The sequence below is a fragment of the Pseudaquidulcibacter saccharophilus genome, assembly GCF_019455445.1.
GTDB lineage: Bacteria > Pseudomonadota > Alphaproteobacteria > Caulobacterales > Aquidulcibacteraceae > Pseudaquidulcibacter > Pseudaquidulcibacter saccharophilus.
Map to the genome: position 1 here is coordinate 189,665 of NZ_JAHWUS010000003.1, position 23,058 is coordinate 212,722.

General features: G+C 41.7%; 19 protein-coding genes. 9 read left to right on the forward strand and 10 right to left on the reverse strand.

What is annotated here, in order from left to right:
* The first annotated feature begins 1 nt into the window (after nt 1).
* Together KXV15_RS09480 and KXV15_RS09485 are read left to right on the forward strand one after the other, a co-directional pair.
* Nucleotides 2-841 (forward strand): sterol desaturase family protein, encoded by an 840-nt coding sequence (locus KXV15_RS09480; RefSeq protein ID WP_240007947.1) that lies wholly within the window; start codon nt 2-4, stop codon nt 839-841.
* Nucleotides 842-943: 102 nt separating this feature from the next.
* Nucleotides 944-3,001, forward strand: coding sequence for a phosphocholine-specific phospholipase C (locus KXV15_RS09485; protein WP_240007948.1), 2,058 nt, complete (start codon nt 944-946; stop codon nt 2,999-3,001).
* A gap of 72 nt (nt 3,002-3,073) precedes the next feature.
* Here the strand turns inward: KXV15_RS09485 and KXV15_RS09490 are convergent, their stop codons facing one another.
* The gene (locus KXV15_RS09490) at nt 3,074-5,413 is read right to left on the reverse strand and encodes a TonB-dependent receptor (RefSeq protein WP_240007949.1); all 2,340 of its coding nucleotides are present in this window, start codon (nt 5,411-5,413) and stop codon (nt 3,074-3,076) included.
* 240 nt (nt 5,414-5,653) lie between these two features.
* Here KXV15_RS09490 and KXV15_RS09495 point away from each other — a divergent pair, with 240 nt between their 5' ends.
* Nucleotides 5,654-6,787: an aminotransferase class I/II-fold pyridoxal phosphate-dependent enzyme gene (locus tag KXV15_RS09495; protein WP_240008314.1), complete on the forward strand. Its 1,134-nt coding sequence runs from the start codon at nt 5,654-5,656 to the stop codon at nt 6,785-6,787.
* Here KXV15_RS09495 and KXV15_RS09500 read toward each other — a convergent pair.
* The 4 genes from KXV15_RS09500 to KXV15_RS09515 form a co-directional block, all read right to left on the reverse strand.
* The gene (locus KXV15_RS09500; RefSeq protein ID WP_240007950.1) at nt 6,774-7,769 is read right to left on the reverse strand and encodes a hypothetical protein; all 996 of its coding nucleotides are present in this window, start codon (nt 7,767-7,769) and stop codon (nt 6,774-6,776) included. The two genes, KXV15_RS09495 and KXV15_RS09500, sit on opposite strands and share 14 nt — an antisense overlap.
* 228 nt (nt 7,770-7,997) lie before the next feature.
* Nucleotides 7,998-9,407 (reverse strand): M20/M25/M40 family metallo-hydrolase, encoded by a 1,410-nt coding sequence (locus KXV15_RS09505; protein WP_240007951.1) that lies wholly within the window; start codon nt 9,405-9,407, stop codon nt 7,998-8,000.
* Between the two features lie 86 nt (nt 9,408-9,493).
* Nucleotides 9,494-10,630, reverse strand: a complete 1,137-nt coding sequence (gene lldD, locus KXV15_RS09510; protein ID WP_240007952.1) for an FMN-dependent L-lactate dehydrogenase LldD — start codon at nt 10,628-10,630, stop codon at nt 9,494-9,496.
* Nucleotides 10,631-11,314, reverse strand: a complete 684-nt coding sequence (locus KXV15_RS09515; protein WP_240007953.1) for an FCD domain-containing protein — start codon at nt 11,312-11,314, stop codon at nt 10,631-10,633.
* A 160-nt stretch (nt 11,315-11,474) separates the two neighbouring features.
* Between KXV15_RS09515 and dusA the strand changes: the two genes are divergently transcribed.
* On the forward strand, nt 11,475-12,494 hold the full coding sequence (dusA, locus tag KXV15_RS09520) for a tRNA dihydrouridine(20/20a) synthase DusA (RefSeq protein ID WP_240007954.1): 1,020 nt from the start codon (nt 11,475-11,477) through the stop codon (nt 12,492-12,494).
* A 100-nt stretch (nt 12,495-12,594) separates the two neighbouring features.
* The gene (locus KXV15_RS09525) at nt 12,595-13,119 is read left to right on the forward strand and encodes a hypothetical protein (RefSeq protein WP_240007955.1); all 525 of its coding nucleotides are present in this window, start codon (nt 12,595-12,597) and stop codon (nt 13,117-13,119) included.
* Here KXV15_RS09525 and KXV15_RS09530 read toward each other — a convergent pair.
* From KXV15_RS09530 to KXV15_RS09545, 4 genes are read right to left on the reverse strand one after another with little or no spacing between them, the layout of a single operon-like run.
* A complete protein-coding gene (locus KXV15_RS09530; RefSeq protein ID WP_240007956.1) occupies nt 13,116-13,754 on the reverse strand; it encodes a carbonic anhydrase in 639 nt (212 codons plus the stop codon). The two genes, KXV15_RS09525 and KXV15_RS09530, sit on opposite strands and share 4 nt — an antisense overlap.
* Before the next feature lie 12 nt (nt 13,755-13,766).
* Complete coding sequence (gene ygfZ, locus KXV15_RS09535) at nt 13,767-14,549, reverse strand: CAF17-like 4Fe-4S cluster assembly/insertion protein YgfZ (protein ID WP_240007957.1); 783 nt, start codon at nt 14,547-14,549, stop codon at nt 13,767-13,769.
* The gene (locus KXV15_RS09540) at nt 14,536-14,916 is read right to left on the reverse strand and encodes a DUF423 domain-containing protein (RefSeq protein ID WP_240007958.1); all 381 of its coding nucleotides are present in this window, start codon (nt 14,914-14,916) and stop codon (nt 14,536-14,538) included. Before KXV15_RS09540 ends, ygfZ begins: the two co-directional genes overlap by 14 nt.
* Nucleotides 14,916-15,710 (reverse strand): TIGR00266 family protein, encoded by a 795-nt coding sequence (locus KXV15_RS09545; protein WP_240007959.1) that lies wholly within the window; start codon nt 15,708-15,710, stop codon nt 14,916-14,918. Before KXV15_RS09545 ends, KXV15_RS09540 begins: the two co-directional genes overlap by 1 nt.
* Nucleotides 15,711-15,894: 184 nt before the next feature.
* Here KXV15_RS09545 and KXV15_RS09550 point away from each other — a divergent pair, with 184 nt between their 5' ends.
* Entirely contained in the window at nt 15,895-17,184 is a 1,290-nt protein-coding gene (locus KXV15_RS09550) for a NupC/NupG family nucleoside CNT transporter (RefSeq protein ID WP_240007960.1), read from the forward strand.
* A gap of 14 nt (nt 17,185-17,198) precedes the next feature.
* Nucleotides 17,199-17,774 (forward strand): DUF2939 domain-containing protein, encoded by a 576-nt coding sequence (locus tag KXV15_RS09555; protein WP_240007961.1) that lies wholly within the window; start codon nt 17,199-17,201, stop codon nt 17,772-17,774.
* Between the two features lie 13 nt (nt 17,775-17,787).
* On the opposite strand, the gene KXV15_RS09560 is transcribed toward KXV15_RS09555, so the two are convergent.
* Complete coding sequence (locus KXV15_RS09560; RefSeq protein WP_240007962.1) at nt 17,788-18,345, reverse strand: TIGR00645 family protein; 558 nt, start codon at nt 18,343-18,345, stop codon at nt 17,788-17,790.
* Nucleotides 18,346-18,641: 296 nt separating this feature from the next.
* On the opposite strand from KXV15_RS09560, the gene acnB reads away from it, so the two are divergent.
* Together acnB and KXV15_RS09570 are read left to right on the forward strand one after the other, a co-directional pair.
* Complete coding sequence (acnB, locus tag KXV15_RS09565; RefSeq protein WP_240007963.1) at nt 18,642-21,230, forward strand: bifunctional aconitate hydratase 2/2-methylisocitrate dehydratase; 2,589 nt, start codon at nt 18,642-18,644, stop codon at nt 21,228-21,230.
* A gap of 581 nt (nt 21,231-21,811) precedes the next feature.
* Nucleotides 21,812-23,005 carry a hypothetical protein gene (locus KXV15_RS09570; RefSeq protein ID WP_240007964.1) on the forward strand — a complete coding sequence of 398 codons (1,194 nt, stop codon included), beginning with the start codon at nt 21,812-21,814 and terminating at the stop codon, nt 23,003-23,005.
* The last annotated feature ends 53 nt before the right edge of the window (nt 23,006-23,058 follow it).

Here is a 23,058-nt window from a genome sequence, read left to right on the forward strand (position 1 = left end):
AATGGAAAAGCTAAACCAAATTAATCACAGCAACGGCTTTCTATACGGTCATTTTATATTAATTGTTGTCGCGTTGGTTGTGATTGAAATTCTATATATAAAATTTGTTAAAAAACAAAAATATGATTTTGGCTCTACCGTTGGTTCATTTGGTGTTGCAATTGGTAATTTACTTTTGAGGCCATTAAGTATTGGCTTCACAACTTTTATATTCACATTTTTTGAACGCTTTGCGCTATTTCATTTTAAAATCGATAATATTTTTGTATGGGTAGCAGGGTTTTTTGCATTTGAATTTTGTTATTATTGGATGCACCGCTTGCACCACACAATACGTTTTATGTGGGCATCGCATGCGGTTCATCATTCGGCAAATGTATATAGTTTTCCAGCGGCAATAAGATTGGGGTGGTTAAGCATTGTTTCATTGGGATGGGCGTTTTATTTACCACTTGTATTGATTGGTTTCCCTTCTGTGATGATTGGTGCATTGCTAACCTTTAACCTTGCTTATCAATTCATTCTTCATACCGAAATATCGCCAAAATGGGGTGTGCTTGAATATTTTCTAAATACACCAAATCATCACCGCATCCATCACGCCAGTAACTCGCAATATATTGATAAAAATTATGGTGGAACTCTTATAATATATGATTATCTTTTCGGCACTTTTGCCAAAGACGATGGTAATGAGATGGTGAAATTTGGTTTGACCCAACCCATAAATTCAATCAATCCATTTGTAATTGCACTACGCGAATATTGGTTGATTATAAAAGATTGTTCAAAAGCCAAGAAATTGGGCGAAGTTTTAAAAATACTGATTTCAAAGCCATAGCGACATTTCAAACAATAGCTTTATAAAATTATATATGGTCATATAGTTGTAACAGCAAAATTCTAAAGCAAAACAAATAATCAATTTTGTGGAAAAAACTTTATGACCGAAACTACCCGTCGCCAAATGCTTCAATCTTTGTCATTAACACTTGCCGCAGGGCTAGGGATGAGTTTACATCCAGCAATCTCACGCGCGCTCGATATTCCGGCGGATGTCAAAACTGGCACTTTGCAAGATGTGAAACATATCGTGGTTTTGATGCAGGAAAACCGCGCTTTTGATCATTATTTTGGTTCTTTAAATGGGGTTTGCGGTTTTGGTGATAAATATCCAATACCGGTTGCCAACAACAAAACCCGCCTTAAGAATACGGTTTGGGTGCAGTTTAATGAAGAAAACAAAGAACCCCTTTTAATTTACCCATTTCATCTAAATACCAAGCAAAATTTTGCACATATGCGCCATGAAGGCACACCACACCATTTTAATGATGCACAAGGGGCATGGAATAATGGTCGCCTCGATGATTGGACAAAATATAAGCATAATCATGCAATGGGTTATTTTAACCGTGAAGATATTCCATTCCAATTCGCCCTTGCTGAAGCTTTTACCCTTTGCGATGCATATCATTGCGCAATGCATTCTGGCACAAATCCAAACCGTGTTATGCACTGGACCGGAAGCATTAATCCAGATGGCACAAAAAATGGCCCAGTGATTGATAATACTTATGATGATTTTTCTGCTGACCCTGCGCATCACGGTGGCTATGATTGGACAACCTATCCCGAACGTCTTGAGGCGGCGGGCATTGATTGGCAAATTTATCAAAATATGGCCGATAATTTTACTGATAACCCGCTTGCAGGGTTTAAAACTTATCGTAATGCCAAAAATTCAAAAGATGGCGCATTGAACCGCCTTGCTAATCGTTCAATTCGCACGCGTGATATTGATAAACTAAAAGAAGATGTAATTGCCAATAAGTTGCCACAAGTTTCATGGATTGTTGGCACTGCCGAAGGTTCCGAGCACCCTGGGCCTTCAAGTCCTGCACAAGGGGCGGAATATATCGCCAATGTCCTTGATGCACTAACTGCAAATCCAGAGGTGTGGGCAAAAACGGTTTTCATAATTAATTTCGATGAAAATGACGGATTGTTTGACCATGTGCCGCCGCCATCAGTTCCGGCAATTGATGAAAATGGTAATTTAATTGGTGCATCACAAATCGATACTTTGAACGAATATCATCTTGTCGATGGCAAATATAAAAATCGCCCTTATGGCCTTGGTCCACGGGTTCCATGTTATGTGATTTCGCCGTGGTCGCGCGGTGGTTTTGTGAATTCCGAAGTATTTGACCATACATCAGTGATACGTTTCATTGAAACCCGTTTTGGCGTTAATGAGCCAAATATTTCGCCTTGGCGTCGTGCGGTTTGCGGTGATTTAACCACATGTTTTGACTTTAAAAATCCAAATAACCATGAGTTTTTCAAAAACTTACCACAAACCCGTGAACTTGCCGATAAAACCCGTGCTTTGGGCAAGGGGCATTCAATGCCAAAAGTTCCTGAAAAACAAACAAAGCCAAAGCAGGAAAAAGGTTTGCGCCCACGCCGTGCAATCGCCTATAATATGGATTGTGGGGTTGAGAAAATTGGTGATGTGGCACAAATCAATTTTATGAACCAAGGTGCGAATGCAGCAGTTTTCCATATCTATGATTATGATGATTTGCAAAAAGCACCAGCGCGTTTCACAATTAAATCTGGTGGTTCATTATCGGCGCCACTAAATGCGTCACCAAATATACAGGTAAGAGGTTCAAACGGTTTCCATCGTCATTTTAATGGCATTGCGAAAAATTTGCGTATTAGTTTTAGTGGCAGCCGCCTCAAAATTGAAAATAAAAATGGTGATACTGAAATCGTCTGGAAAGATGTTTCATATGGCGCGCATTCAAAAAATATCCATATTTTAGAAGGCGAGACCCAAGAGATTCAGCTTAATTTTGGAAATAGCCATAATTGGTATGATTTTAAAATTGAGGGCGATGGTTTTAGCTATCACTATGCTGGGCATATTGAAAATGGTTTGCCCTCAATGTCAGACCCTTCTGCGCATGGCGAAATACGTATTTCAATCTAAATTGAAAATAGCTTAAATAAAAAAGCCAGCCCGTGATAAGGGCTGGCTTTTTGTTTGAGGGGAGAGAGATTATTAGAATTCCGCTGAAACAGAGAATAACAAAGTTCTCGGAGCACCAGGGTAAACCGCGCCGTCTGAAATACCGTTGATGTATTTTTCGTTGGTTAGGTTGCTGATGGTAAGGCGGGCTTCAACACCTTTTAATTTATCCGATAGGTTTTCAACATTCACACCGATATAAGCATTGGTCATGACATAGGCATCCGCAGTTTGCGTGTTTGCCATATCTATAAACCGTTTGCCGATGTATTTTGAAGAAATACCAACCGAATATGCGCCACTTGTATAATCAGCGCTTAGGACAGCCATGGTTTTCGGGGTTCCGAAAACTTGTGTTCCGTCAACAGTTTCTTTGTTGCCACCTGAATCATAGGTTGCTTCGTTGTATGTGTAAGAACCAGAAAGACGCAATTTATCGGTTGCGCGATATGATGCCAAAAGTTCTAGACCTTTTGATGTTACACCACCCAAATTGATATAAGTTCCATCAACTTCACTTAGGTAATCGATGCCTGAAACAGTACCATCGGCGATATAAGTGATACGGTTATCAAATTTAATATCAAACAAAGTCGCAGTTAAGTTAAGTTTGCTATTTTTATAGCGTAAACCAAACTCAATATTGTCTGCGGTTTCTGGCTCAAGTGATTTAAGGGTTTCTGTGCTTTCACCCATGCGACCTTGGCTGATGGCATTAAAGTTTTGCGAGAAGCCGGCAAATGCCTCAAGCCCCGCAATCGGCGTTACATAGTTTAAGCCAAATGCAAACAATGGGTCTGAATTAGAGCTAAGGCTGGTTTTAGAATATGTGCCAACAACGCGTTCACGAGTGCGGTCAACAAAATATTGTTTCAAGCCAAAACGTGCAGTTAATGGACCATATTCCAAAATGTCTTCAAGATAATAATTGGTTTCTTCAACCGTGTAATTATCACGATATTGAACATAATATGGATTATTATTATACGCAGGGCCAATTGCGGCATTCAAAACTTTATGCCAGTCACGGATTACGTTTGATTTGCCGTTTTCATACCACAAGCCACCAGTTAGACTGTTTTTAAATGCGCCAAAATCATGGTCCCATGAAAGGTCAACCAAGGCACCTTTGCGGAAGTTTTTATAATGCGTATGGCGATAAGACATAACTGCAAGTGCATTAGATGCATAACAAGCAGGGTCGCCTTCACCGAGTGCAGATGCGGAAATACAATTTGCATCACCATTTGCTTTAACACCATTTGGCAAAACAAAATAAATTTTACCCAATGCTGAACCACCATAAACAGTTGTGTTGGTAAGTTCGGTTTCAGGGCCGCCAGCGTTATTGGTTACGTCAACGATATACGGTGGAATCCAATCACCTTGGCCAGTCATTTGGTGGTAATACCCGGTTGCTTTGGCCTTGATTTCACCAAATTGTTTTTCCGCACGATAATAGTTCAAGAAATTCTTGCGGTGCGCGCGCCAGCCGTCACGATAGTTTTGGTCAATCATTGGAATTCCGGTCCAGATTGAGGTCAAATAATCACGGGTTGGGTTTTGCTTCCAATAATCAAGTGATGAAGGATCGGTTTCGGCCTCATTGGCATCATCATATGAAAGGAAGCCAGTAAGTTTATAACCAGCAATTTCAGAAATTACTTTACCGCTTAGGTGGTCGCGGGTGATTTGCGCAAAATTATCAACATAATCTTTGTTGCGTGCCGATGATAATGACAAGAAAGCATATGTATTTGGTGCAATTTCACCGCTGTCAAAACGGGCATAGTATTTTTGTGCGCTTTGGTCGCCTGATGCATAAAGCATTTTAAGGGCTTGTTCGGTTTTTGGGTCTGAAACGATGAATTTTAATGTTCCGCCCAAGGCTTCATTTGATGCTGAGCTAAGGTCAGCAGTACCTTGTGATACTTCAACAGTTTTAAGGTCTAGGATATCGATATAACGGTTTGCTTTTGAGCCGCCGCCATATGTTGATCCACCATTTGGAATGCCGTCAATAGTTGTACCAATTTGTTGACCGCCAGGACCAGAATTGAAGCCACGCATTGTAATAGATGTTGCCCAATCGGCAGAACCAAAAGCGTCAGCTTCGGTAACGATAATGCCAGGAAGTTCGTTTACAACGTCGTTAACACTGGCAACAACTGGTGTGCGTTTAATCATAACCGGTGAAACGCGGCTTGTCGCATAGGTTTGGCCTGTAACGATAACAACATTTTCATCAGTATTTTCATTTGTTGGTTTTGTATTATTTTCTTGTGCAAATGCTGATTGAGTGGTGCCAATTGCAAAAATTGCCAATATTGACCCGCCCAAAAGCGCCTTTTTAAAATTAAGAGACTTTTTCATAAGATTTCCCCGAAAAATCGGACATCCCCATATTCTCACACTGAGAGTGGGCGATTTCCAAGCGCTCTGATAATCGGGTGTTATAACAATCTTGTGATGTTTATATGGGCGTTTTGTGTAAGCATGTCATAATATTTTGATGAAACTGCTTGGAAGAATTTATTTGCAAGTTTATAGCAAAGCAAAGGTGAAAAGTTGAAAATCTCAAAACGTGCAAAAAATATAAGCCCATTTATAGTGATGGAATTTTCCCGCAAGGCAACAATGCTTGAGGCGCAGGGGCATCATATAATTCGCCTTGGCGTAGGGGAGCCTGACTTTGGCCCACCTAAAGCCTTTGTTGAGGCGCTAAAAGCAACATTGGATAGCCCTGCAAAGGCCTATACCAACGCCATGGGATTAGAGGCATTACGCGAAAAAATTTCTAACTTTTATAAAAGAATGCATGGTCTTGAGGTTCCATCAAACCAGATTGCGGTTACATCGGGCGCATCGGCGGCGTTGTTAATGGCATGTGCGGCATTAGTAGATGAGGGGGACGAGGTATTAATCGGCGATCCATCATACCCTTGTAATCGCGAATTTATGCAAAGCATGGGCGCAAAAGTTAAGTTAATTCCAACTACGCCTGAAAGCAATTATCAGCTTAGTCTTGAAATGGTAAAGGCCAATTGGGGCGAAAATACCAAAGGTATTTTAATTGCCACGCCATCAAACCCAACTGGAACATCTGTTGATTTTAATGAATTAAAAACAATCTGCGATTTTGTGAAATCAAAAGACGGCTTCAGAATTATTGACGAAATATATTTAAATCTTGCCGACCGTGATTCTAATGGTAATCCCGCCCAAAGCATTCTTGAATATGATGATGGTGCGATTGTCATCAATAGTTTTTCAAAGTTTTTTGGGATGACTGGCTATCGCCTTGGTTGGTGTGTTATCCCAATGGAATTAGCGCCCTACATCGAAAAATTATCGCAAAATTATTATATTTGCGCATCAACGCCGGTGCAAATTGCCGCCCTTGAATGTTTTTCAGATGATGCAATCAATGAATGCGAAGGGCGCCGCGATATATTGCTGAAACGGCGTGAATTTGTTCTAAAACGCCTTGAAGAAATTGGCCTTGATGTTCCTGTAAAACCCAATGGTGCGTTTTATGTTTATATCGATGTTTCATCCACCGGAATGACGGGCATGGAATTTTGTGAGGCCGCCCTTGTTGATGCGCATGTATCCTTAACCCCCGGAGATGACTTTGGGGTATATGACACGAAAAAATATGTTCGCCTATCTTATGCCTCTTCAATAGAAGAGCTTGAAGAAGGTTTGCATCGGTTGGAAAAATGGCTGGAATTTATTTCAAAGTAACGTATTCAGCATTCCATTCAAATGGGTCGCCACCATCACCATCACGATATACAACGGATTCGGCAGAATCATTTGATTGCAAATCAACTTTTAACTGAAGTAAGTGGTGATCAGAGTTTTTAAAGCTGAAGATGAAGCCACTTAGTGCAATCTTTTCACCGTCTTTTGGAAGCCTTCCGCTCTCTATTTTGTTGTTGCTTCCAGATACAGCGCCTTTAGCGTTTATATAGCCATTCGGAACAAGGGTATATCTAATATCAGCCGTATATGCTCTCATATTGTTTTTGGTGAATTCATGAGCTGCCATATAGCTTGTAGCACCTGTTGCGGTGGCGAAAATGGCTTCCATATGCCCGACTGGCATGAAGGACCACGCAAATCCTGCAGCAAGTTGACTTTCAATAACACGGAAGTCAAATCCCTGATCATCAATAAGGGCAACACGTACAACGCTTCTATTGGGGTCAATCCTAACTCCAATTGTTCTAACATTAGCATCGGTTCCATCTTTACGTGAAAAACTAAAACCTGAAAGAATTGGCGTATATCCAGCTTTTCTTGGGATGCTTATTTCAAACTCTCCACCCCCAACGGCAATTACTGAACCAGTTATAAAATCTGATGACTGATACCATCTTGCTTTACCATAGAATGGATCATTGGAATCTTGGTCGGCAAAAGTAAATTGTGCTTTGCCAAGGTAATTGCCAACCGCAATTTTACGTAATTTATGGTCGCCATTATTGAAGTTAAAAACAAATGAGGACAGTGCTTCACCATTTAATACAGGATCAGTTGCCACATTTGCAGTATTTATAATTGTGCTTTGTTTTGCCTCAACCGCGATGCTAGGTTTTGAAGCTGTTATTATTCCAGTCTTAATATTTGGGATAATTTTTGGCGGTTCGGCATTTACAGCTCCTCCAAAAATTGAAAGTAACATTGTGCCGGCAATAATGCCTCTTTTAAGCCTTTTTCTCATCTGTAACTCCCTGGCCAATTTTCGTTAAATGATATTGCAGATTTAAAAACAGGCAAGCAAAAAATTACTTTCAGGTAATATTTTGTATGATTAAAAAAGGCTTGGGAAACCCAAGCCTTTTAAGAATATGTAAAATAAAATCGGAAAGCAGGTTTTCGATTTTATTTTTCTAAATTGTTCCAAGCCGTTAAGTGAGGCGCGAAGCACCGAGAGCGGCGATTTGAAGACTTAATGAGTTGCGTAATATTTCACCAATTCATATTGGAACTGACGCGCTTCCATTAATGAACGAACCCTCATTCGCTCATTTAGACCGTGCGCATAATTGCCACTTGCCTCGGAGAAAGTTGCCGAAAAGCCATAAGTTGGAATGCCGGCCGCAGAGGTATAAATACCGTCTGTTGCACCAGTTGAAAGCACAGGGATTACAGGAACACCTTTCCAATATTTGTCGGCCAGTTTTTCAATTGGCTCTAGGAATTCTTTGCCCATTTTTGGGGTGGGGGTGGCGATTGAACGCGGTTCAACTATTGCCACTTTTACATTTGGGTTGTTTATGGCTTTCACTAGGTCTGCTTGCACGCTATCAACAGAAACACCAGGGAAAATGCGGCAGTTTACGTTGGTATGCACGCTTTGTGGAAGGGCGTTAAGCGCGTGACCGCCATTAATCATGGTTGCCACACATGTGGTGCGCAACATTGAATGCCATGCATTATCTTTTGAAATAAGCGCGTCGGCAGCCTTGTCATTCGGGTTTTTGACAATTGCTTCCATCGCTGCGCCAACTTCGCCACCTTTGATTTTTGCCATGCGTGTGAAATATTCGCGATTGGCATCATTGAACATTACCGGGAATTCAAGCTTTTGCACGGCTTTCATGGCATCGGCCATATCATAAATGGCATTTTCAGGTTTTGGCACAGATGAGTGACCACCCGGGTTGGTGGTGGTGATTGTGAAATCTTGATAGACTTTTTGTGCGCCCTGAACACTTAATGAAATGCGGTTGCCGTTTTCATCCAATGAACCACCCGCACCTTCGTTAAGGGCGAAATCAGCATCAATCCAATCCTTGTGATTTTTTGAAAGCCATTCGGCACCGTTAAATGCACCTGTGGTTTCTTCGCCGCAAGTTAGGGCAAGTTTAATATCATATTTTGGTTTGAAACCTTCTTCTTTATAGCGCATCATATTATCGACCCAATAGGCAGCAATATTTTTCATATCGGAAACCCCGCGCCCATAGAAGAAACCATTTTCCTCGTACAAAGTGAATGGGTCGCGTGTCCAATCTTCGCGTTTTGCTTCAACTACATCAAGGTGGGCCATTAAAAGCACGCCTTTTTTTGCCTTTGATGTGCCTTTTATTATCGCAATCGCGCCGCCTTCTTTAGGGAAGTCAGGATTGGTAAAAACGAAAGCATCTTTATCAGAGAAACCAGCCGAATGAAGGCGATCCACCATTTTTTGTGCCGCCACCGTGCAATTACCACTTGAATAGGTTGTGTTGGTCTCAATTAATTCTTTGAAGATTTCACGAAAGCGTGCTTCACCTGGATAGCTTTGCGCCGATGCTGCTGTTGCGCTAAACCCAAGTCCTAATAAAATCGCTGAAGATAATAAAAGCTTTTTCATGCCAATCCCTTACAAATGTTACCATTTAAATTTGTTACAACAGATTTACAGGTTTTCAGCTTTTATCAACCCCCAAAGCTACATTTTTATAATTCAAGGCAATCATTGTTTATTTGTGAAACAGATTTCACGCCAGTTAAAGTCATGGCAACTTTCATTTCCTTGGCGAAAATATCTAAAAGGTTTTTAACCCCGCGCTCACCATCCGCTGCAAGGGCGTAAATATAGGCGCGTCCAATCATCGCCACATCTGCACCAAGTGCCAACATGCGCACCACATCAAGGCCAGAACGAATGCCAGAATCGACAAGAATTTTCATGTCACCTTTAACTTTATCAGCAATTGCGGGCAAGGCGCGGGTGGTTGAAATTACGCCGTCGAGCTGCCGCCCACCATGATTGGAAACTACAATTCCATTGGCACCAAAATTTTTGGCATCATTGGCATCATCTTGGTTAAGGATGCCTTTGATAATGATATCGCCTTTCCAAAAATCGCGTATCCATTCAAGATCTTTCCACGCAATTGATTGATCGAAATTTGCACCCAGCCAACCCATATAATCTGCAAGATTGGTTGGTTTTCCCAAATAGGTAGAGACATTACCCAAATCATGTGGTGTACCCAAAAGGCCAACGTCAAGCGCCCATTTTGGATGTAGCATTGCTTGGAAAATCCTTCTTTGGGCAGCAAATGGGCCAGACATACCAGAATGTGCATCGCGATAACGTGAACCTGGGGTCGGCATATCAACCGTAAAGACTAGGGTTTTAACACCGGCGGCAATCGCGCGTTCAAGTACGTTTTTCATAAAGCCACGGTCTTTTAAAACATAAAGCTGAAACCAAAGTGGCGGGCTTTCAACCTTTTGTATGGCTTCTTCAATGGGGCAAACTGAAACCGATGACATGGTAAAGGCAATGCCTTTTTCTTTTGCGGCCTTTAATGCCTGAATTTCACCACGTCTCGCATACATTCCGGTTAAGCCAACCGGGGCAAGAACAACCGGCATTGATAATTTTTGCCCAAAAATTTCTGTTCCAATATCCAAATCTTCAACATTGCGTAAAACCCTTTGTTTAAGGGCGATTTGTTGCAAGTCTTTCGTGTTGTTACCAAGTGTAACTTCGGCATTTGCGCCACCATCAATATAATCAAATAAAAATGGCGGAAGTGTTTTTTTTGCATATTTGCGGTAATCGGTGGGGGCTGATATAATCATTTATTCCTCATAACTTTGGTGCATTATTTTTATAATTGATTGGGTATGGGCAAGGGCGGCATCACGTGCCGCTTCTGCATCTTGCTCCATTATGGCGTTGAAAATTGCCTGATGCTGTTCGGGAAGCCCGTTTTCAGTTTCCGATGGATAAAAACTTTTTAAAAAATTACCAATTGCACTTTGTAAGATTTCAAAAAGTTGCCGGTACATGAAATATAGAACTTTATTGTGGGATGCCTGAACGATTGATAGATGGAATTCAGCATCATATTTGGCTTCTAAAATTGGGTCATTATTGCTTGTGGCCTGCATTAGGTTTTCAAATGCGGTTTTAATGGCTCTTCTTTCCAAAATAGTGGCATTTAAGGCGGCATCAAAGGCGGCATTACCTTCAAGTGCTTTACGAATTTCAAGCACGTCAAAGCAATATTGTGGGCGCTCGTTAAAATCTGCAAAATCCGGCTTTAAAACAGGTGGAGAAGGGGTTTTGGCACGAATATAAGAGCCATCACCCAAATGGGTTTCAATAAAACCAGAAACATTCAAACTTTTTATAGCCTCACGTAGGCTTGAACGTGATAGACCAAGAGTTGTCGCAAGTTTACGTTCAGCCGGTATTTTTTCACCCGCCTTTAAGCCACTATCTTCCAGATATTTCAGAATTTTTGAAACAGCATTCACCATTCTCAAATATTTCGCGCACTTGGATAAATAGTCAAGTTAATAGTGAAAATTGGTCTGACCAATTTAATTGGGCGCTGTTCATTATGCGCTGGGTTGATTTTAATTATTATAAAAACTATAAGCCGCGCGCTTGAATGAAAATAATTGCGTAATAATAAAAATGAATGAAATAACCAAAGACACCAAAACCTATCACCGCTTTTCCGTTGCACCAATGATGGAATGGACGGATAGGCATTGCCGCCATTTTCACCGCCTTTTGACCAAAGAAAGCCTTCTTTATACCGAAATGGTGGTTGCTCAAGCAATTATGAAGGGCGATGTAAAAAAGTTGTTGGGCTATAACCAATCTGAACACCCAGTTTGCCAACAAATTGGTGGTTCTGAGCCTGAATTATTGGCGCAGGCGGCAAAAGTGGTTGAAGAATTTGGTTATGATGAAATCAATCTTAATGTTGGTTGCCCGTCAAAGCGCGTACGTTCGGGTTCATTTGGCGCATGTTTAATGTACGAGCCAGAGCTTGTAGGCGATTGTTTACAGGCAATGCGTGAAGCGGTCAAAATTCCGGTAACCATAAAACACCGTATTGCGGTTGATAGCCAGGATCCTTATGAAATCTTGTTCCCATTCGTTGAATATATCGCATCACGTGGGACCGATGTCTTTGTTGTTCATGCACGCAAGGCAATTCTTGCTGGTCTTACGCCAAAGGAAAACCGCGATATTCCACCACTTAATTATGAAATTGTCCGGGAATTAAAGGCGGCATTCCCGCATCTTACCATTGTTCTTAACGGTGGCCTAAATACTATCGAGCAATCAAAGCGGGAAATGGGAAATCTAGACGGTGTTATGCTTGGGCGTGCCGCGTATAAATATCCGCATATCTTGGGTGAAGTTGATAAAGAGTTTTTCGGCAAAGATTATATCATAAGTGCCGAAGATGCATATCAGCAATTCAGACCATATGTTGAAGAACAACTTTCCAAAAAAGTACCACTTCACGCCATGACCAAGCATTTATTAGGGCTGTTTAATGGCTATAAGGGGGCGCGGGTTTTCCGTCGTATGCTTGGTGAAGATGCCAATAAAAAAGGCGCAGGATTAGAAATTTATGATGATGCCTTTGCCCATATTATCGAAGGCGGCTTTAACAAAACCAATTTAGTTGAGGCCTAATAAAATAAAATTTATTTTATTTTTGTTAATTTTATGCACTGACGGCTTTATCTCATGAAATACACGATATATAGCAAGAAAAACCCCGCAGGAGTATGAAATGTTTCAACTATTCAGATTGGCCCATATTGTTGGTATGACTATGTTTATGGGGAGTTTGATTGCATATAATGTTGCGGGGAATGTGGCACCAGATTTACAAAGCCCTGATTATCTTGTGATTTGCAAATTCATTGAGACAGGTGCTTTAAGTATTACTCTATGGGGTCTTGTTCTTACGGTTGGAACCGGCGCTTTATTAATCGGTTTTGGTAAAAACGCTTTTGCAACTTCGGGCTGGCTATTTTTAAAAATTATTATCAGCGTTGCCATCGTGCTTTTGACGATGTTTATCTTTGTCCCAAGTGTTGAGCAAACTATCCACTTTGCCCGCAATGGCGTCTATGGCTTTACCCCAAAACTTGCAAGAGCAATCTATGATGCCAAAGATATGCAGGAAAAGGTTTTAACCTTTAACATAATTGCGTCATTGATGGTTGCATATCTTGGGGTAGCAAAAGCGCATTCATTCAGCCTTTTCAAGCTTCCTGATTTTTCAAAATTATTTAAGCGCAAAAACGCTTAAATAATTTCGAATTTGTTGATTTCTTGATTGTAAACGCGCAAGTCACCGGTCTCGATATCAAAATGCGCACCCCAAAGGCCAATGCGTCCTTTATCCTCAAGATATTTGATGCATGGGAAGGTTCGCAAGTTTTCAAGCGAATGGATAATACCGTCTTTTTCAAGTTCATATTGCTTCACATCATGATTGCAATGCCCGCATTGTGCCTCGACCTTGGCCTTTGGCTCATCAAGAATTGACATCCATTTTGTGATAAAGTTTGCTTCAGTTTGCACTGTAATGCTTGAATCAAGTGCGGCGGCAACACCACCACATTTTGAATGGCCCAAGATAACAATATGTTCAACTTTTAAATTAAGGGCGGCATATTCAATTGCCGCTGAAACACCGTGGTGTTTACCTTCCATTTCGAAAGGGGGTACAAGATTGGCGACGTTACGTACAATAAAAAGTTCGCCGGTTCCAAAAGATAAAATCGAATTAACATCAACACGTGAATCGCAACATGCAATCACCATGACTTTTGGATTTTGTCCATCAGTTGCAAGATGTTTATAATGTTCTTTTTGTTCGGGGAATGCGGCGTTTTTAAAGTTATAATAAGCGTCAATTAGTGTTTTGGGAAAATTATTCATATTAAACCCTGCTCATTTTTTTTCGGGTATAAATATTTCTGTCCCATTGGCAAGTAATTTTTGACCCTGCGTAATAGCGTTTTCTAATTTATCAATTCTAATCAATGCCATACCGATATTATTAATTACACTTCTAGTATAACCAACAGTAGAATCAGCAGAAACAATAGGGGAATTATAGGCGGGAGTGGGGCCAGAAAAACCAATTTGCATCAATTTGTTTTTCACTGTTGTGCGGCGTTTCATACGCGATGTCATTTCTTGGCCAACGTAACAACCCTTGTGAAAATCAATGGCGCCCATTTCATCCATCAAACCTTCGAGCGCAAAATCACCATCACGAATTAAGTCTTGTTGTAATTCGGGGATGCTGTTGGCAATTCGCAGGTTTTCATAGTCTGCAAAATCGCCATCTTGTTCGGTGTCAATCGGTGCAATAATACGATAGCCAATATTCTCGTTGCGAGGATCCTTAAAGCCACCCTTGGCAGGCGTCATATTTGCAAAGACCGAATATTCTTCTGATAAATCAGTTAGTTCGACTTTTGAGCGTAATTTGTACATCTTAAGGCGTTTGAACAGCTCTTGCGGTGCATTGCAATCAAGCAGAAAGCCGTCATCTTTTCGCATCACAAACATATCAAAAAGATATTTACCTTGCGGCGACAAAAGGCCCGCGAAAACAGCAGTTTCAGCGGTGGCATCATCGACATTATTAGTCAAAATATTGTTTAGGAAGTTTAATGCATCTTCGCCCTTAACTGCCAAAACACCACGATTTTTAAGCAATATCATCGGTTTTCCTTAAAATGAAACCAAGCCCCAAAATAATCCAAGCAATTGTGAAGCTTATTCCGCCAAAAGGTGCCGAAGGGGTGCGTGCCAAAATGCCAAATCCCATCATTGTTACCGGAATTGCAAAAAGAACCATGCCCAACATTGTGAACATTGCCGCCGCACAGCTAAAACGGCCAATTTTCTCAAATTGGCTAATTGCGAAAAGCCCCAACAAAGCGTGCGGCGTCATAACATTGGCGGCAATCGCGATTAATTCACCATTGTGATCTTTTGCATGGTGCGAATAGGCAAGTAATAAAACCGATGCCCCGCCCAAAATACCAAATAAAAGCGCGAAAATTTTACGCGGATTGAAATTTTTCATTAATTGTCACCATCAAGTAATCTGCCGAGGCCACCAAGAACCGAGCCTTCGCCTGTTGAACCGCCATTTTGTGGCGCACTGGCAAGCATCCGACCAGCAAGACGGGAGAATGGTAAGGATTGAATCCAAACTGTACCAGGGCCTTTTAATTCGGCAAAGAAAACACCTTCGCCACCAAAAATCATTGATTTAATTGAGCCAGCGCGAACAATGTTGAAATCAACATTTTGTGTAAAGGCAACAACGCAACCTGTATCAATATGTATAGTTTCGCCAGCCTGTAAATCCTTGCGAATAATGCAACCACCGGCATGAACAAAAACAAGTCCATCACCGTCAAGCTGCTGCATAATAAAGCCTTCGCCACCAAAAAGCCCTGTTAAAATTCTCTTTTGAAAGAATATACCCAATTGCACACCGCGTGCAGCCGCCAAAAAGCTGTCTTTCTGGCAAATCAAACGTCCGCCAAAATCGGTTAATTTAAGCGGCAAGATATGTCCGGGGTAGGGGGCTGCAAATGCGACCTTTGCTTTGCCTTGGCCTTTGTGTGTGAAAACGGTGGTAAACAAGCTTTCGCCAGTTAAAAGGCGTTTACCCGCACCAAGTAATGTCCCAAGTAAATCCGATTTTTGACCTGAGCCATCACCAAAAACCGCATCCATATCAATGCTTGGGTCTTTGTACATCATCATTCCGGCTTCGGCGACCGCGCTTTCACCTGGGTCTAGCTCAACCTCAACAAATTGCATTTCTTCGCCAAAAATTTCATAATCAACTTCGTCAGCTCTTGCCATGATGATAACTCCAAAAATGATTTATATGTTTAGAATAGTTTTATGATTATTCAATGGCGATTATTTGCGAATGCTCTGTGCATGGCATAAATTTTTGTCATGAAACCGACCAATTCCACATGAAAATGAATATAACACTTGCCCCTTTGTTAATTGTATCTAATCATTGTGGAGAGAGGTATTAATGGCTTGGGGTCTTGATAATGCACGCGCAATTTTTGGCGCGGTTTTAATAATATTAATTTTGTGGCTTTTGTCGGAAAATCGCAAAAAGTTTCCATGGCGTCTGGCAATTGGCGCGATGGCTGTTCAGGCAGTATTGGTATTTTTATTGTTCGGATTGCCGGCATCGCAGGCGGTTTTAAACACCGTAAACTCTGCGGTTGATGGTCTTGCCGCCGCAACTGCGGAGGGGACAAAGTTTGTATTTGGCTATCTTGGCGGTGGCGATATGCCATTTGTAAAGGTTGATGCCAATGCACCGCCACCATTCTTATTTGCCTTTAACGTTTTGCCATTGATTCTTGTAATCTCGGCGCTGTCTGCGCTTTTGTGGCATTGGAAAATTTTACAATGGATAACCCGTGGCTTTGGCTTTTTGTTTGAAAAGTCGATGGGGCTTGGTGGTGCATCCGCCCTTGCGACCGCCGCTAATATTTTTATGGGCATGGTCGAAAGCCCGATTGTTATCAAGGGCTATTTGGATAAATTATCCCGATCTGAATTGTTTATGATGATGGTGGTGGGGCTTTCAACGGTTGCGGGTTCAACCATGGTTGCATATGCAACAATTCTTGCCCCAACCTTGCCGAATGCTGCGGGCCACGTTTTGGTGGCGTCAATCATTACCGCACCTGCGGGGATTTTGGCGGCAAGGATTATGATACCCGAAACCTTATTCGATGGCGGCGCAGATTTGGATTATACTTCGCAGCTTAAATATTCTTCATCTATGGATGCGATTACCCATGGTGTGCAAGATGGCCTTATGGTGATGATTAATGTTGGCGCATTCCTTTTGGTGTTCGTAAGTTTTGTTGCAATTATCAATGGTGTTTTGGGCGTGTTTGGTGATGTGGCGGGGGCGCCACTTACTTTGCAACGGATTTTTGGCTTTATCTTTTCGCCATTGGCGTGGGTGATTGGTATTCCTTGGAACGAAAGCCAACAAGCCGGCGGTTTATTGGGAACAAAACTATTCCTTACCGAATTTGTGGCGTTCCTAGATTTAGGTGCAATTCCAGAGGCAGCAATGACCGAACGCACAAGAATGATTATGACTTATGCGCTTTGCGGCTTTGCCAATGTTGGTTCAGTCGGGATTATGACCGGCGGTATGACGGCATTAATGCCAGAAAGACGTGGTGAAATTCTTGAACTAGCGTGGAAGGCACTTATCCCTGGGTTTTTGGCAACCATGCTAAGCGCTACTATTGTTGCGATTTTGCCAATGGCAATTTTTGGCGCGCATTAATAAAGGTTTGTGAAATGAAAAAGAAATCCTCCTCCCCGCTGGTGATAATTGTGGTTTTATTGGTAATCATCGCGGGGGCGGGGTATTATTTTTCGCCATTATTGGCATTGTATAACCTTAAAAATGCGGCGGTTGCCGGTAATCGGGATCAGGTTGCCAATGCGGTTGATTTCCCCGCAGTTCGTGAGGATGTCAAAAGCCAGATGATGGCATCTTTACAGGCCGAAATGACCAAAGAAAAGGATAATCCATTTGCGGCAATGGGTGTTGCGATGGGTGCTGCAATGGTCGATAAATTGGTTGATGCTTTTGTAAATGCCGACACCATTACCACCATCATGAAAGATGGTGAGCTAAGGGTAGTCAAACAAGCGCCCCCAAGCCCAGGTGCGGAATCAGAACCAAAAAGCGATGTGAAAATTGATGTTCAATGGACCTCAATCGATAGTGTTAATGTGGTTGTTTCCGAAAAGAATAACCCCAATAAAAAACCCGTTTCCCTTCGGATGAAGAAAAACGGGCTTGTTGGTTGGAAATTGGTTGGCATCAAACTGCCGATGAAAGAGGCAGAGGCAACACCGGCAAATTAATGCCCAACCTAAATTAATGCTCAGTATGCGTTAATTTATCGACATAGGCGATACCAATTGCCGAAATAATAAAGACAAAATGGATAATGGTTTGCCACATCACGGCTTCTGCGGTGATGTTTGCACCCGCAAGACCGATTTTTGATGCCTCGATAAAGGTGCGCAAAAGGTGGATTGAGGAAATACCGATAATTGCCATCGCAAGTTTAACCTTTAGGACGCCGGCATTTACATGATCTAGCCATTCTGGCTGATCGGGATGGCCATTAAGATTTAGGCGGGAAACAAAGGTTTCATAGCCACCAACAATAACCATTATCAAAAGGTTGGAAATCATTACAACGTCAATAAGTCCAAGCACCACAAGCATGATGTCTTGTTCGCCAAAAGTGGTGGCATGGGTGATTAAGTGCCATAGTTCAACAAGGAATTTATAAACATAAACGCCTTGCGCACCTATAAGGCCAATATAAAGCGGTAATTGCAACCAGCGGCTTGAAAAAATCAAAAGCGGCAGCGGCGCAAGTTTCGGGTTTTGTGTCGGAGTGTTTGTATCAATTTTTTCAGTCATTATTTTGAAATAGGGGCGAGGGTGGGGGATTGCAAGGGGCGTGAACCTCTAACCCAAAAGTATTGCGTCAACCTGCCGCAATTTATTCACATTGCCACTTTCATTTTTAACCATTTGATACTATGTGAGACCTGTGGAATGGCGAATTATTTTGTGCATCATTCCGCATAATTACCCCCTGCTGTTTGGCAGAAATTGGTCACTACCACTTTCTATTGGGCACACCCTTTGGGGGGCATAGTTCAAACCCACCTGTGACCTCGAATGGCGCAGGTATAAAAAAATAAGAGGATAAAATGTTAGCTGAATATCGTAAACATGTTGATGAACGTGCCGCCCTTGGGATACCGCCACTTGCGTTAAGTGCGCAACAAACCGCTGATTTAATCGAATTAATCAAAAACCCACCTGCTGGTGAAGAGGCGTTTTTGCTTGACCTTCTTACCCACCGTGTACCACCGGGTGTGGATGATGCGGCGCATGTAAAGGCGTCATTCCTTGCCGCTGTTGCTGAAGGCAGTGTAAAGGTTGCCCTTATTGACCGTAAAAAAGCAACTGAATTATTGGGTACAATGGTTGGTGGTTATAACGTTAAACCATTGATTGACCTTTTGGGCGATGCCGAAGTTGGCGCAACCGCTGCCGAAGGTTTGAAACATACCCTTTTGATGTTTGACTTCTTTAATGATGTTGCCGACCTTGCCAAGGCGGGCAATGCAAATGCCAAAGCGGTTATGGAATCATGGGCAAATGCCGAATGGTTTACTTCGCGTCCAAAAGTGGCGGAAAAAATCACTGTAACCGTGTTCAAAGTAACCGGCGAAACCAATACCGACGATTTGTCACCGGCACCGGATGCATGGTCACGCCCTGATATTCCTTTGCACGGCCTTGCAATGTTGAAAAACAAACGTGACGGCATCACCCCAGAGCAGGACGGTGTTCGTGGCCCAATTAAATTCATCGAAGACCTAAAAGCAAAAGGCAATCTTGTTGCCTATGTTGGCGATGTTGTTGGTACTGGCTCAAGCCGTAAATCAGCAACCAACAGCGTGATTTGGTGGACTGGTGAAGATATTCCATATGTTCCAAACAAACGTTTTGGCGGCGTATGCTTGGGCGGTAAAATTGCACCGATTTTCTTTAACACCCAAGAAGATTCTGGCGCGCTTCCAATCGAAGTTGACGTAAGCCAAATGAATATGGGCGATGTAATCGACATTTACCCATATGAAGGCAAAGTTGAGAAAAATGGCGCGGTAATCGCGAATTTCGAACTTAAATCACAAGTGATTTTTGACGAGGTTCAGGCCGGTGGTCGTATCAACCTTATCATTGGTCGCGGTCTAACCACACGTGCGCGTGAGGCGTTGGGTCTTGGCGTTACCGATATTTTCCGCCTTCCTCAAAGCCCTGCTGATAGCGGTAAAGGCTTTACACAGGCACAAAAAATGGTTGGTCGTGCGTGCGGTCTTCCAGAAGGTCAAGGCGTTCGCCCTGGTACATATTGCGAACCAAAAATGACAACTGTTGGTTCACAAGATACCACAGGCCCAATGACCCGTGACGAGCTAAAAGACCTTGCATGCCTTGGTTTCTCTGCGGATCTTGTGATGCAATCATTCTGCCACACTGCGGCATATCCAAAACCAGTTGACGTTAAAACCCATAAAACATTGCCGGCGTTTATTTATAATCGCGGTGGTGTTGCGCTTCGTCCGGGTGATGGCATTATCCACTCTTGGTTAAACCGTATGCTATTGCCTGATACTGTTGGTACAGGCGGCGACAGCCACACCCGTTTCCCAATTGGTATTTCATTCCCTGCGGGTTCTGGTCTTGTGGCATTTGGTGCGGCAACTGGCGTTATGCCACTTGATATGCCGGAATCAGTTTTGGTTCGCTTTAGCGGCACTTTACAGCCGGGCGTAACCCTTCGTGATTTGGTTCACGCAATTCCATATTATGCAATCAAAGCAGGTCTTTTGACCGTTGCCAAAGCAGGCAAAATCAACATCTTCTCTGGTAAAATCCTTGAAATCGAAGGCCTACCAGACTTGAAAGTTGAGCAGGCGTTCGAATTAACCGACGCATCAGCAGAACGTTCTGCGGCTGGTTGTACCGTAAAATTGAATAAAGAGCCGATTATTGAATATATGAAATCAAACATCGTGCTTTTGAAAAACATGATTGCGGATGGCTATAAGGATGACAAAACCATTGCCCGCCGTATCGCAAAAATGGAAGAGTGGATTGCAAACCCTGTTCTTATCGAAGCCGACAAAGACGCAGAATACGCGGCCGTTATCGAAATCAATATGGACGAAATCAAAGAACCAATTCTTTGCGCACCAAATGATCCAGATGATGCACGCCTATTGTCAGAAGTTGCAGGTACAAAAATTGATGAGGTTTTCATCGGTTCTTGTATGACCAATATCGGTCACTTCCGTGCAGCATCTTTGTTGTTGAAAGACAAAAAAGACATTCCAACCCGCCTTTGGGTTGCGCCACCAACCAAAATGGATGAAGCTGAACTTGTTAAAGAAGGTCACTATTCAACTTTTGGCTCTGCGGGTGCGCGTACCGAAATGCCGGGCTGTTCGCTTTGCATGGGTAACCAAGCACAGGTTCACGAAGGTGCAACGGTGGTTTCAACCTCTACCCGTAACTTCCCGAACCGTTTGGGTCGCAACACCAATGTTTATTTGTCATCTGCTGAACTTGCGGCGGTGGCATCAAAAATTGGTAAACTTCCAACTGTTGAGGAATATCTTGCTGAAATGGGCGTTATCAACGGCCAAAAAGATAGCGTTTACCGTTATATGAACTTCAACCAAATTGACGAATATGTTGAAGTCGCCAATACGGTTGCGGCGGAATAAATATTTACCCTTTCGCACTTTTTAAAAAGCCCGTTGGAAACAGCGGGCTTTTTTGTTGCGCGGGAACGTATTTGAACCTTCTACTTTCCCCGTAAAACGGAGGGGGTGGACGCGAATTCTAACCATTATTGACAATGTGTAACAGCGATTATTTTTAGAAAAATGATTGATAATCAATTGGTTATCTGATTGTTGGCGTCTATTTTATGTGTCGCCCAAAAATGTTGACATTTGTTGACATCCACCAAATTTAGCATCGCCAAAAAACCTGACATTTCCTGACATACCCAAGCCGCACCAATCAATTCAGCCAAAACAAACTTTGGATATTAAAGGCATTTATTCAGGTGGGGATAGATGGATTAATTATTAATGATTTGCTGCCCCCTCAGTCACGATAAATCGTGACAGCTCCCCCGTAAACAGGGGAGCATGGGCGTAATCTTTGTCCTCCCCTGTGAAACGGGGGAGGTGGACGCGAAGCGGACGGAGGGGGAAAGAATCTGTGCATAAACTATTCGCACACGGTTACACTTCCTAAGAATCAGCAATTAATCACTATCAACCTAAGGGGTGGTTTTATGGAAACAAATCTATTTAGTGATGATGTGGTTATAATTATCGGTGCGGGCGCATCAGTACCGTTTGGACTACCAACGGGGTTGGATTTGATTGATTTAGTTCAGATGCGGCTTATTATGGAGGCTAAAAGTCTTTCCGATCTTAAAAAGATAGGAGTGGAAGATATTAATGATTTATACGAAGCAAAAATGCAAAGAGCTCCTATTTATTGTGCTTACAATGAAATATTTAGTTTTGATGATAACAAAAATATAGAAAATGGAAAAAATATAAATTTTAACTTTGGTGAAGCTATTAATTTTTTAAGAGAAAATGCCTCTTGGTTGAATAGTCAGGTTTCTGATTCAATAGATGATTTAATTAGATACAATAGAGATAAAGCTAGGTTGTTAAAAATATGTATAGTTTTTGAACTGTTAAATAGAACACATTCACTAGAAGATATGACGTACATAAGTAAAGATTTTAAACTTAGGAATATCAATCAGGTTAATAAATTTGGAACAACAAAAAAAGACGAAAAAGGAGGGAATATAACTCTAAGAAATTGGATTCATAACTTCATAAACGTCGTTCGTAATAATTTTATAGGTAATTGGAAATTAGTTGCGAATTGGGAAAAATTTAAAGAAAATAACAAGATTAAAATAATTACTTTTAACTATGATGGTATTTTAGAAGAAATTCTATCAAAGAATTGGGCATCAATTGAAAGTAAATTACCAAATTGGAAAAATATATTTGAAATTATACACCCACATGGCAGTATAGTTTTCAGGGATAAAATAGAATTACTCGAACTACCGCGATACCTAAGTATAAATGCTGAAAAAATAGCTGTAATTCACGATAAGCATGTCAGGGAAGAAATAAGGAATTCGCGTTCTAGAACAAAAGAGATTGTTTTTAACTCAAACGAAATTTTCTCTATTGGCTTTGCATTTGCTGCTATGAATTGTAAGTTATTAGGACTAGATAACTGGCAAGCAAATAATAAAGTAAATACAATACACTATATTAATTTTGATGGTAACAAAGGTTTAAAAATACGCGTTAGTAATTTAGAACGTGATTTCAATGAATTTGACGTTGATTTTGGTGTAGCTGCAGATGCTTGGGAGCCTGATAAGAACCAATTCCTCCAAATCACCGATGCCCTAATGGGTGGATTTTTGGGTGAAATGCCGTCTTAATTCCTGCCAATAAACCTACTTTACCCCACATTAACCAAAAACCTTATCTCAAT

Excerpts from the sequence above, each read along its gene's own strand:
- KXV15_RS09480 (WP_240007947.1), top strand. The coding sequence starts at position 2 with ATGGAAAAGCTAAACCAAATTAATCACAGCAACGGCTTTCTATACGGT.
- KXV15_RS09485 (WP_240007948.1), top strand. The coding sequence starts at position 944 with ATGACCGAAACTACCCGTCGCCAAATGCTTCAATCTTTGTCATTAACA.
- KXV15_RS09490 (WP_240007949.1), bottom strand. The coding sequence starts at position 5,413 with ATGAAAAAGTCTCTTAATTTTAAAAAGGCGCTTTTGGGCGGGTCAATA.
- KXV15_RS09495 (WP_240008314.1), top strand. The coding sequence starts at position 5,654 with ATGGAATTTTCCCGCAAGGCAACAATGCTTGAGGCGCAGGGGCATCAT.
- KXV15_RS09500 (WP_240007950.1), bottom strand. The coding sequence starts at position 7,769 with ATGAGAAAAAGGCTTAAAAGAGGCATTATTGCCGGCACAATGTTACTT.
- KXV15_RS09505 (WP_240007951.1), bottom strand. The coding sequence starts at position 9,407 with ATGAAAAAGCTTTTATTATCTTCAGCGATTTTATTAGGACTTGGGTTT.
- lldD (WP_240007952.1), bottom strand. The coding sequence starts at position 10,630 with ATGATTATATCAGCCCCCACCGATTACCGCAAATATGCAAAAAAAACA.
- KXV15_RS09515 (WP_240007953.1), bottom strand. The coding sequence starts at position 11,314 with ATGGTGAATGCTGTTTCAAAAATTCTGAAATATCTGGAAGATAGTGGC.
- dusA (WP_240007954.1), top strand. The coding sequence starts at position 11,475 with ATGAATGAAATAACCAAAGACACCAAAACCTATCACCGCTTTTCCGTT.
- KXV15_RS09525 (WP_240007955.1), top strand. The coding sequence starts at position 12,595 with ATGTTTCAACTATTCAGATTGGCCCATATTGTTGGTATGACTATGTTT.
- KXV15_RS09530 (WP_240007956.1), bottom strand. The coding sequence starts at position 13,754 with ATGAATAATTTTCCCAAAACACTAATTGACGCTTATTATAACTTTAAA.
- ygfZ (WP_240007957.1), bottom strand. The coding sequence starts at position 14,549 with ATGATATTGCTTAAAAATCGTGGTGTTTTGGCAGTTAAGGGCGAAGAT.
- KXV15_RS09540 (WP_240007958.1), bottom strand. The coding sequence starts at position 14,916 with ATGAAAAATTTCAATCCGCGTAAAATTTTCGCGCTTTTATTTGGTATT.
- KXV15_RS09545 (WP_240007959.1), bottom strand. The coding sequence starts at position 15,710 with ATGGCAAGAGCTGACGAAGTTGATTATGAAATTTTTGGCGAAGAAATG.
- KXV15_RS09550 (WP_240007960.1), top strand. The coding sequence starts at position 15,895 with ATGGCTTGGGGTCTTGATAATGCACGCGCAATTTTTGGCGCGGTTTTA.
- KXV15_RS09555 (WP_240007961.1), top strand. The coding sequence starts at position 17,199 with ATGAAAAAGAAATCCTCCTCCCCGCTGGTGATAATTGTGGTTTTATTG.
- KXV15_RS09560 (WP_240007962.1), bottom strand. The coding sequence starts at position 18,345 with ATGACTGAAAAAATTGATACAAACACTCCGACACAAAACCCGAAACTT.
- acnB (WP_240007963.1), top strand. The coding sequence starts at position 18,642 with ATGTTAGCTGAATATCGTAAACATGTTGATGAACGTGCCGCCCTTGGG.
- KXV15_RS09570 (WP_240007964.1), top strand. The coding sequence starts at position 21,812 with ATGGAAACAAATCTATTTAGTGATGATGTGGTTATAATTATCGGTGCG.